Origin of the sequence: Fischerella sp. (assembly GCF_013388695.1) — a bacterium.
GTDB lineage: Bacteria > Cyanobacteriota > Cyanobacteriia > Cyanobacteriales > Nostocaceae > PCC9605.
In genome coordinates this window covers 1-9,837 of the sequence record NZ_JACAEU010000041.1, presented here as the reverse complement: position 1 = coordinate 9,837, position 9,837 = coordinate 1, and the positions used below count along the sequence as shown (strand labels likewise).

Below are 9,837 nucleotides of genomic sequence, written 5' to 3'. Positions count from 1 at the left end.
TCCAAATAAAAAAACATACAATTTTTCTTGTGGGGTGGACATCCTGTCCGCCCATAACCAAGGGCGGGCGAGACGCCCACTCCACAAGAAGGGATAATTTATTTCTTGGTAATCCCTAATTCATAGCCAGACTAGGAACGCAATTCCAAAGGCTCTGCCTTTAGTGTCACGACCGGCGGAGCCTCCAAACTCTTGGTCATCTTTGAGAATAATCCCAATGAGAGAAAATACAAAAAAATTGGAGTACTGCAACAGATAGGAAAAACTTTGTACGAATTTGCAGAGTTTATTATTAGTCCTTGGCTATATGGCGGATCTGTTCATCCTTTAAAACGACAAGGATATTCCAGAATTGATTTCCCTAAGGCGATCGCGATTGCTTTTGGATTATTTCGCTACTCTAGCGAATGCAGAGCGAGCTTTAGAGACTATTCTACTCAGCTTTTTGGTTGAACGGCGAAGCTTTTGTGTGGTCAAGACAGTTGCACAAATAAGCGATGAAATCTCTACACACCCTTCAGCAAGAGGGATAGTACCATTCCTCACTCGCAGCTTGTAACTCTCATCCCCTTGGCCTAGGTCAATAGTTTGAAGACCGAGCAATTGAGCACTTTCAACCATCTTCAACAAGAGGATCAGACCTGGCGAGTATTTATGGAACTGTTGATTATACGAAGGGAACCAGTAGTGCCATACAGACTGAGAGCGCATACCTAAATGTAGAGCTGCGACCTCATCGCCCATATAAAGAACAGAGAGCATTCCAGCAAAATTTTCCCTTTTTGTCGCGTGTATCTGTTCAACAACTCTCACAATCCACTCAACCTTGAAGTCGTCACTAGCGCCTGTTCGACGGTAGTGGTTGGACTTCCAACGCATCAGAAGTCTTAACAAGGAGGTGTCAGGGACATGGGCTTCAAAACGCAGCGGCCCTACTTCCCGCTCGATCTTGGGTATGTTTCTGCTAACTTTTTGAATCCAGTTGGATTGTGCTTTTTGTTTGATTAGGTATGTGTTGTACCCCTGTGATAAGTCGATAACAGAGGACTCAGTTTTGATTCTGTGGAATGGATGAAAAGGTAATTGTGAAGCGATCAGATGGTCGAATTTCCAGCCCTTTAGCCCACAGGCACGGATTAGCTCTGCTGCGTCTAAATGATCAATTCCCGGCTTGAGTACTAGACCTTGGTAGTCGCAGAGGTGCCCACCGATCGGATAACCCATTTGCATCTTACCGCGCTGGAAGGGGAAAAATCCGGCAACCTTACCAGCTTCTTCAATTATGCCAACCCAGACATCTTTTCGGACTGCGGCAACAGCAGATGTGAACTCCGGACAAAAATATGGACTGCTTAGTTGAGAGTTAGCCTGTTGGAAGCTTGACCAAAGCAACGAATATTCTGATGTCAGAGATTTGCCAGGAATAACAGTAACTTTCATATTCTGCGTATTGTATTATTATTGAACACAACAGGTTGCTTCGGTTATTAGTCAGCTTAGCTTCAGGAATTTTAAGGTTAAAAGCGCATCGTATTGTTGGAAACGTAATTATGACGTTAATTTGCGACTGTACATCAAAACAAATCTAACCTACAGCTGACTCAGAAACTACAGACACACAAGCATTTACCAACGGCAACAAAGGGCCTAATTGCTCTTGGCCGTTCACAGCTAAATCGCTGTGACATAAATAAACTCTCTCAGACACACGGGCAAGTAAATCTGCTAAAATCCGTCGCAGGCGTTGTTCTTCGGCCAATTGCTCATCTTCTGGCGTCCAAGGTTCCCCTAATCTTTCTCGCAGAAAGAATGGCGCTCCGAATAACGTTGCTGCACCGCCTTTTGCCCACAATGGTGAACCAACATCTAACCAAAAATGCCAGCGATGAGAGCGCCGACTAGAGCGGTATTGGAATATGGTAGCTAAAGATATAGACTTTGTTGTTAGTCCGATGGGATGCACGGGATAGGGGTTAGCAGTAATAGTGCCACGCTGCAACAGTTGAATGAATTCGGCAATGGTGTTTTGCGGTAGATCCTCCCCCCGATCGAGGTGTGGGATCTGTCGCAGTCTTGCATCAATTTCCCAGTAATGTTGGGCGGTTTCTAGTAATTCCCGTAGTGCCGCCAATTGATCGTAGGGAAGATTACTGCCATCCCACAAAAAGCGTTGAATAGTTCTGTCTAACAAAGAAATGGGACTGGGAATAAGACGCAACTCCTGTTGCGATCGCTGCTCCTCCAACCACTGCAATATTTCACTATAGGCTGTAGTAGCTGCGTAACCAAGTCGATCCCAGCGATCGAAGGCTGTCACAGGTAACAAATTCGGGCGTTCAGGGTGGGGTTGAAAACAGTAATCTGCAATTAAACCAGCGCGTACCGGATCTATGTGAGAGGATGGGGGGAAAGAAAAATTCTTTTGTCTTCCACTCTCCCCCTCTTCCACTCTCCCACTCTCCCACTCTCCCACTCCTCTATCTCCGCGACTAAGCACTACTAACATCTGGGCCACCGCATCCCGATCTACTAACCGTCCCAAACCTGGATAAACTAGTGCCAATACGGTGAGTAAAGCACGGATAACAGGTGAAGCAATGAGGGGGCGTTGATCGTTGAGTGATTCTACTGGAATGCCTTGCTTGGTGAGAATTTCGGTGAGAGTATAGCGGGCGATCGCATCTAAACCAGGTGCAATCACTGCCACTTGATCCGGTTCCACTTGTCCTTGTTTGACTGCCTTAGCAATTACTTCTGCTGTTTGCCGCAATAGTTGAGCGCGGGATGTAGTTTGAATCGACTGCACCACTTCAGGTAAGCTTAATAGTGTCATCGGTTCGGTAAGTAATTCCACCATCGGCGTCGCCAATATATCCGCAAGACTGTTGAAAGGAGAGGCAGTTAAGGTTTTCACCTGACAACGTTCTGCTAACTCTTGCATATGGTTGGGATCTGCTCCCAAACCCAAGCGCACTATACCATCTGGGTTATAGCTAAAGGCTCCCACTGTACCCCCATCCAGCAGCAACTCAAATAGGCGATGTGCTATGGCAGGGTAATCTTGCACGTCATCGGCCAGCACTCCTTGGTAGCGTTTTGCTAGCTGTTGTTGGTAATGGGGATCGGGCAATAAGTACTGGCTGTAAAGTTCTGTGATAATTCCGTAGGAAAGTAAGCCCCGCTCTAAACACCAATTACGCCAATCTAATAATAAAGATGCCAAGAATTCTGGTTCTAAACTAATAACATTCTCCTGCTGTGCTAATGCTGTTGTTAATATCTTGCCAATATCTTCTGTCGGTGTACCACTGTAAGCAGCTAATTGCAATAAGTCAAGGATGCGGCGCACGAAGCGGTACTCATTCGTGCCAGCACGGCGCAAAGTCTCCTCATCCAACTGGGGACGCCAGAGTTTGGTTGCTAATTCCTGCTCTGTTTCTGGGCGTAATCTCACTGGAAATTGCGCCTTTAACTTTAAAGATTGAATCAATAAAGGCCAAAATAAAATTACTTCTTCCTGAAAAAAACCTAAAGGAGTTTTACAGCGTACTGGATATTTTCCTAGAGTTACAGTCATAATTTTATCTGCCAATTGTCGCCGATTATCGTCATTGGCAGCCAAAACTAAAACTGCTGCTTCTGTTTGATCAAGATATAAGCGTTTTGATATGCGATCGCTATTTTTTGGTCTGAAATTTTTAGTATAAAATGATTCATAGTTGTTATTTTCATTTTGCATCCAGCGAACGAACTGTTCTACTAAAAGAGCAGTTTTGCCACTGCGACTAGGACCAACAATCCAAACAGAATGAGAAAGCACAACCGTCTCCTTGATAATTTGTTAAGATACCTCGTACGTTAAGTTAAGGTTAAAAGACACCAAAACAGGGTGGATAATCGCCTACGATGAATAACTCGGGTTTAGGTCAAAAAATTTACTCTTTTCTGTTAGCAGCATACGGTAGATACTTGCGGACTCCAGAGCGTTCTTTGGATAAAGCTTATAATGCTGCTCTAAAAATTCGGCAAATAGAAAACGAGCATTTTAATGGTAACAAAATAGACTATGACTCAATAATACATAGCAAAAACGTGATGGATTATTTTGAGTCAGAACTAAAAAAAGAATTAAGAATTATCAGAATGAGGCTGACAGAATTTAAAGCCAGCCTATTTTTCTTAAACGACTCTAATCAAAAAGCAGAGAAGAAACTAGGTATAGAACATCTCAGTTCTGCTGCGATCTTAGAAAAACTCAGGTTTATTGATGAAGTCGTAGAAAAATATACCATATCTGACGAAGAAATAGCTCCTATAAATTCTATTGACCAAACTCCCGATGTACCAGTTGAATCGCTTGTAGTCCGACCAAAACAGCAAAATTTAAGAACGACTAACTTAGATAATAAATTACAGAATCAGCCACGAGGTAAAACTAATACAACAGGAGTATTACCTCGTTCAATTTTTAATACCATTCATCGTTTACAAGCCGAATTAGATCCTAAATCAGAACAAGAGGTTGTTCAAAATTTCCGCAAGTCTCAACAAAGAACCATCATTTCAGTCCGGTTTTTATTGTTACTAATTATTGTACCAATTCTAACTCACCAGCTATCAAAAGCCTTTGTCGTTGGGCCGATTATTGATCATTTTCGGAATCCAGATCAAGCGGCAATATTCCTCAACGAAGAAATGGAAGAAGAAGCGATGTTAGAATTGCAAAGATTTGAAGAAAAAATTAAATTTTACGATCTTCTTAATAATGTCATAACTTCAGAACAAAATATAGAAGAACAGATGAGAGTAAGGGCAGAAGAGATTGCTGAAGAATATCGCAGGGAAAGTGCCAATGCTATCAAGAATTTTACTGCTGATATATTATCAGTCATCGCCTTTATATGGCTTTTACTGATGAGCAAAAAAGAAATCGCCGTACTCAAAGAATTCTTTGACTACATTGTCTATGGTCTGAGTGATAGTGCCAAAGCATTTATTATTATTTTGTTTACTGATATCTTTGTAGGATTTCACTCTCCTCATGGCTGGGAAGTCATTTTAGAAGGTATATCACGCCATTGGGGATTGCCAGCAAATCACAACTTTATTTTCTTATTTATTGCTACTTTTCCAGTCATTTTAGATACAATCTTCAAATACTGGATTTTCCGCTATTTGAATCGCATCTCGCCTTCTGCTGTCGCTACATACCGCAATATGAATGAGTGAAAGAAGTTAGTGGTTAGTGGTTAGTGGTCAATAACTAACTACTAAAAAATACTTTCTTCAGGAAACACAATGCTTTTATGTTTTTCCAAGAAAATCACGGCGCACCAGCTACAGGTTCTCTCAGTGTGCCACTTGTAGCAGAACGTTCGATTGCGACAGATAAATCCCTGATACCTCCTGGTGCTTTAGCTTTGATTCGCGCTCATGTTCCTTTCGTAGATGCTAGCGGTACAATGGAACATCGTATTGTTAGTCGTTATGTTCTCGATCAAGATACCGGAGGCGCAATTAAAGGTGCGGGAAGGGTAGATTATTTTTTAGGTACTGGTCAAGAAGCAGGCGATCGCGCTGGCGTTACGGTTAGCAAAGGACAACTATATTATTTGCTGCTCAAACCTAATAAATATTCGTTGGTTTGCAATTATTTGTGTCCCAATTTCTTATAGCTATCTACACCTTTGTCTAACAAATAAACCTAACTGCGCTTTTGTGAAGAGACATAATTTATAAATTGTAATACAAACATCATAACCGTTCTCTGGGATTTTTTAAATTTATTTTGGTCAGTTCATGATATATTACCCAATTTTTTGCGATCAAAATTTCCAGCCATTCCTATTTTTTAGAATTTTATGAATCGAAGGCAAATAAAGTGATAAAATACTTAACTTTGCTAAATTGAGACTGTAAAAAAAATATTGCGGCTAGGAACTACAAAAATTATTTATCGTCATAGGGAGTGCAGTCATTCATCTAGGAAATAGGCTGTGAATCTTTACAAGGTTGCCATGTAAAAGCCCAGTTGTATTTCTCAGATATCAAGCCGTACTCCAAATGTTTTACAGAAACTCAGAAATACTGTACTTTAGATTGTATATTAAGCATGTTCTTCAGTAAGTGATATCCGCTAAGACAACCTCACCCTACTCTACATTGATCGGTCAATCAGGGGGATTGAAAGTGATCAAGATTATATTTGATGCTGACATAATACTAGAGGCGTTGATGAATCGCAATGATTTTGGAGAAGAAGTCAGCAAATTATTGGACAGAACACATCCTTTGATTCAGATGCACATAACAGATATCGGATGGCAAAAGATATATGCCTACGCCAGTCGTCTACGGAATAACAAAATTGCTGAAGTAGTAGTCGATTGGTTACAAGAAAAAATAAAGATCTGCCCTGTCGATCAGACCATTCTCCAGCAAGCACGCTCTTTACCCCTTAAGGATTTTGAATCTGCTGTAGAGCTAATCTGCGCCAGTTATGAAGATTTAGATGCGATTGTTACTCATAACCTCGATGATTTTGCTGAAGCTCCTGGTAAATATAGGGTGTGGTCAGTAGCAGAATTATGGGTACGTGTAAATCTAGAAAGTCAGCTACAAACAGCCAGATACAGTTAATTCCTAATAGACTTAGGGATAATATCTGACATAAGCTCAAAAGCTAGAAGTAAAGCTTTTTGACCCTACCCTGCGCAGCTACCCAAAGAATGTCTACGCTGAACTTGAGAGCATGCTTTTGACTTCCGCCCAGCGTTACTAGACTTGCTATATTAGTTTACCGTATAGCGCTAGTTGATGCTCAGGTTGAGAGTATAGTTGACAACACCATTGCCACTAGTTTGTTGAGATGAACTAACACCAGGACCGCTTAATTCTATGCTGACTCCAGATGATGCAGGGGCGTAACGACCTGAAATTTCAACGATGTGTTCTCCAACTGATAGTAATGGTGATAGATTAATTTCCACTTGGTTATCGTTTAGTCGTTTCACAACTTTACCATTGACAGTAATTTCACCACTCAATTGACTGCCTGAAGTGTTAATCCTTAAAATGTGAGGTTGACGAAGATTAGCTGCACTCAGATTGAGTGAGCTTTTTTGGTATCCAGAAGAAGAAGAAAAAGAAGAACTAGTGGTACTAGATTGCTGGCTCGCAAATGTTTTGGAGTATTTCATATCACTATCGCTATCAGAATTTACAACAGTATTGCTATTGCTGTCGGAGTTAATCAAAGTGCTTTGGCTGACGCTTCCGAGATTGTAAATGAAAGCGATCGCTATCACTATAAAAGCGACGCAGCCAGTGAGAAGTGTTACAATCTTCATGATGACAGAAAGAGATTTAGATAGCACCAGGCTTGCGATATACTAATCAAATTGTTTTCAAATTACATACATTTGCGGAATGATTGGGAAAAAAGAGATAGGCAAATGTAGTAAACATCTCAATTAGTGCTATAGCCGCGAGGTTCTTTCTAAGGATGTCTATAATCTACATATAGCAATTCCATTTGATTTGTGAGATGTTGGTTTGGTTTGTCATTAGTTAATGGTCAGTAGTGAATGCTTACTAATAAACGACTGACCGAACATTATACGCTTCATAATTCGTAATGAATGAACCAAGCAACTCAATTTAATGAGGTGGAAAAATAAACCGTTAGTTTCAATAAAGCGCATTCATGCGTGGGGTGACATTACGAATTACGAACTATCAATTACGAATGATTTTGACAGCTAACGGTCATAACGAACAATCTGACAACTCAAATGGCTTTTTGCTAAAGCAGCGAAACCGAAGTACCCACCTAGAAAGGAACTTCGGAATATAGAAAGTTTTCAGATGTGGGGTGTGGGAATGTTTTACCTAGGATAATTGCTAGGAAGTGGTACATGAATCTGTGGGTTTACTTTAATACCAATATTTCGAGTCCTCACAGGAACATTACTGTTAGGATCTCCATCCACAAATTGGTTGCTATTGCGGCGTTGTTCACAGCGACCGCCAGAAACACAAGTTTGGGTTCCTACACTGGTAACAGTACCACCAACACTATTTTCGCAATTTTCCCCAAAGTTCTGATTGGTTTGGTTCGATTGATTTCCCTCCCTTGAGCGATCAACCGACACTTGGGCGCTAACATCAACTGCGGTACACCCTGCCAGTGCAGAAGGAGTTAAGGAAGGCATAAAGAAGGGAGATACAGCGGTGACAGAGAACAAGCCCAGGGAAAGTAATTTGAATCGCATAGTAGTAATATCCTCTGAATCTATTGACATGTTGTACTTGTTTGAGAGCTGTAAGTGCGATTAACCGCAGTACCCGAGTTATTACTGTGAGTACTTTGACGGGTTACACTTCTGCTAATGCAATTAGAGTTTGATCTGGTTGTCGGGTATTTCTTGCTTTGCGGATATTTCCAAGTCGGAAGCGGGGTACGACGATTTGGAATCCATACTCTTGAATTGGGCAGGCGAAGGGGAAAGATACTTCTTCTTGCGGGAGTGGTTTTAACAGAAACACCACTTTCCTGACCAACTCTGATCTTAGAGTCACCAGTGTCAACGTATACATCTGCGGAGGCTATTCCAGCAGGTAATGAAATTAACGCAGATAGCACTAGTAATGGAATCGTTTGTCTGGCAGGCATAGCTGAATTTTCCTATATAGAACACTACCGATTTTTTCTTCTTGGCTAGCAAGGAAACCGGTAAAACCTTTGTACTCAACTCCTCACTCTCAACACACCACGGCACTGCTAGCAGACAGAGTATGTACATTGACCAAAGACTTGTGCCTAGGGAATCAGTAGCACATCCGACTTAAAATTTGACGCTGTAAGCTTTCCTGATTGGCATTTTGGTCAACACGACCACCATCAACAGCAACACCACTTTGGTTGATCAGCTGGTCTGAGCGTTGTGATTGGGAGCCTGGTCTACAATTGCCGTATAAAGAATTCTGTCCAGTTTGAGTCTGGATACTTCTCTGGTTAGCTCTTTGGTTAACTTGACTACCACGACCTACGGCAGCAGCATCTTGATTGATCTCCTGCCGAGTGCCTTGGTCATCAGCGAAGGCTGCTGTGGGCGCTACTATGAGCGCAGTGGCTAAGAGAGCAAAAACGTAAGTTTTCTTTACCATAATATACAAACCACCTTATAAATAAATTGTGTGTCATGGGAGGAATGGTGGCATTGCTAAAATTCAGCAACGCCTTATTTTTTATGATTTAAAAGCGATAAAAACAGCCTGTGTTTCCCAGCGCGACTTGGTTTTGAGCACTGCTGGTGCTGCTAGCTTGAGCATTAACAGAACTGTCTACCGCTGCTCCATTTTGTCCTGTAACCTGAGTAGAACGTTGTGCTTGGTCAGTCGAGGGTTTGGCACAGACGTAACTACGACCACCATAGCGATTCTGTTTGAGAATTTGCTGTTGGATGTTGACGCTATCCCCACTCTGAGAATTTACACTCCGATTGACAGCAGCACCATTTTGATCGGTGATCTGGACATTTTCTTGAGATTGAGATTGTTCGGCAGCAAAAGCCGTCGTAGGAGCAATCAACAAACCAGCAGCTAATAAACCGAAAGCTAAGGATTTTTTCAACATAATTCCTAGACCTCCCTGCTTATGTTTTCAGGAAAGAGAACTGGCGTTACTTCTAATGCGCAACGCCTTATGCCTTGATGGATTAGCAGCCAGCTTTACGAAGTGCAACTTGGCGCTGATCGCTCTCGGTGTTGCTGTTTTGAACGTTAACAGAACCGTCTACCGCTGCACCACTTTGTCCTGTAAACTGAGCAGAACGT

At 41.8% G+C, this 9,837-nt stretch carries 10 protein-coding genes and 1 pseudogene; 4 read left to right on the top strand and 7 right to left on the bottom strand.

The annotated features are described in order from the left end of the window. Positions 1–387 precede the first annotated feature (387 nt). Both HXY43_RS06665 and HXY43_RS06660 read right to left on the bottom strand, forming a co-directional pair. A complete protein-coding gene (locus HXY43_RS06665; RefSeq protein WP_290881452.1) occupies positions 388–1,440 on the bottom strand; it encodes a GNAT family N-acetyltransferase in 1,053 nt (350 codons plus the stop codon). Between the two features lie 145 nt (positions 1,441–1,585). Continuing rightward, positions 1,586–3,820, bottom strand: coding sequence for a recombinase family protein (locus HXY43_RS06660; protein ID WP_290881451.1), 2,235 nt, complete (start codon positions 3,818–3,820; stop codon positions 1,586–1,588). A gap of 86 nt (positions 3,821–3,906) precedes the next feature. Here HXY43_RS06660 and HXY43_RS06655 point away from each other — a divergent pair, with 86 nt between their 5' ends. From HXY43_RS06655 to HXY43_RS06645, 3 genes and pseudogenes are all read left to right on the top strand, one after another. After that, positions 3,907–5,229 (top strand): proton extrusion protein PcxA, encoded by a 1,323-nt coding sequence (locus tag HXY43_RS06655; protein WP_290881449.1) that lies wholly within the window; start codon positions 3,907–3,909, stop codon positions 5,227–5,229. Between the two features lie 71 nt (positions 5,230–5,300). Beyond that, a pseudogene (locus tag HXY43_RS06650) lies at positions 5,301–5,675 on the top strand (3D domain-containing protein); the annotation flags it as partial. Between the two features lie 514 nt (positions 5,676–6,189). Next, the gene (locus tag HXY43_RS06645; RefSeq protein ID WP_026735620.1) at positions 6,190–6,639 is read left to right on the top strand and encodes a PIN domain-containing protein; all 450 of its coding nucleotides are present in this window, start codon (positions 6,190–6,192) and stop codon (positions 6,637–6,639) included. 170 nt (positions 6,640–6,809) lie between these two features. On the opposite strand, the gene HXY43_RS06640 is transcribed toward HXY43_RS06645, so the two are convergent. The 3 genes from HXY43_RS06640 to HXY43_RS06630 form a co-directional block, all read right to left on the bottom strand. Further along, positions 6,810–7,349, bottom strand: a complete 540-nt coding sequence (locus HXY43_RS06640; protein ID WP_290881448.1) for a hypothetical protein — start codon at positions 7,347–7,349, stop codon at positions 6,810–6,812. 537 nt (positions 7,350–7,886) lie between these two features. Continuing rightward, positions 7,887–8,273, bottom strand: coding sequence for a hypothetical protein (locus tag HXY43_RS06635; protein WP_026735622.1), 387 nt, complete (start codon positions 8,271–8,273; stop codon positions 7,887–7,889). A gap of 103 nt (positions 8,274–8,376) precedes the next feature. Beyond that, the gene (locus HXY43_RS06630; protein WP_155960557.1) at positions 8,377–8,547 is read right to left on the bottom strand and encodes a hypothetical protein; all 171 of its coding nucleotides are present in this window, start codon (positions 8,545–8,547) and stop codon (positions 8,377–8,379) included. 35 nt (positions 8,548–8,582) lie between these two features. On the opposite strand from HXY43_RS06630, the gene HXY43_RS06625 reads away from it, so the two are divergent. After that, a complete protein-coding gene (locus HXY43_RS06625; RefSeq protein ID WP_290881445.1) occupies positions 8,583–8,723 on the top strand; it encodes a hypothetical protein in 141 nt (46 codons plus the stop codon). Between the two features lie 106 nt (positions 8,724–8,829). Here the strand turns inward: HXY43_RS06625 and HXY43_RS06620 are convergent, their stop codons facing one another. After that, on the bottom strand, positions 8,830–9,168 hold the full coding sequence (locus HXY43_RS06620; protein WP_290881444.1) for a hypothetical protein: 339 nt from the start codon (positions 9,166–9,168) through the stop codon (positions 8,830–8,832). A gap of 88 nt (positions 9,169–9,256) precedes the next feature. Then, a complete protein-coding gene (locus HXY43_RS06615) occupies positions 9,257–9,637 on the bottom strand; it encodes a hypothetical protein (RefSeq protein WP_290881441.1) in 381 nt (126 codons plus the stop codon). Positions 9,638–9,837 lie beyond the last annotated feature (200 nt).

Bases quoted from the DNA above. Each gene is read 5' to 3' on its own strand.
- HXY43_RS06665 (WP_290881452.1), bottom strand. From the start codon at position 1,440: ATGAAAGTTACTGTTATTCCTGGCAAATCTCTGACATCAGAATATTCG.
- HXY43_RS06655 (WP_290881449.1), top strand. From the start codon at position 3,907: ATGAATAACTCGGGTTTAGGTCAAAAAATTTACTCTTTTCTGTTAGCA.
- HXY43_RS06640 (WP_290881448.1), bottom strand. From the start codon at position 7,349: ATGAAGATTGTAACACTTCTCACTGGCTGCGTCGCTTTTATAGTGATA.
- HXY43_RS06635 (WP_026735622.1), bottom strand. From the start codon at position 8,273: ATGCGATTCAAATTACTTTCCCTGGGCTTGTTCTCTGTCACCGCTGTA.
- HXY43_RS06620 (WP_290881444.1), bottom strand. From the start codon at position 9,168: ATGGTAAAGAAAACTTACGTTTTTGCTCTCTTAGCCACTGCGCTCATA.
- HXY43_RS06615 (WP_290881441.1), bottom strand. From the start codon at position 9,637: ATGTTGAAAAAATCCTTAGCTTTCGGTTTATTAGCTGCTGGTTTGTTG.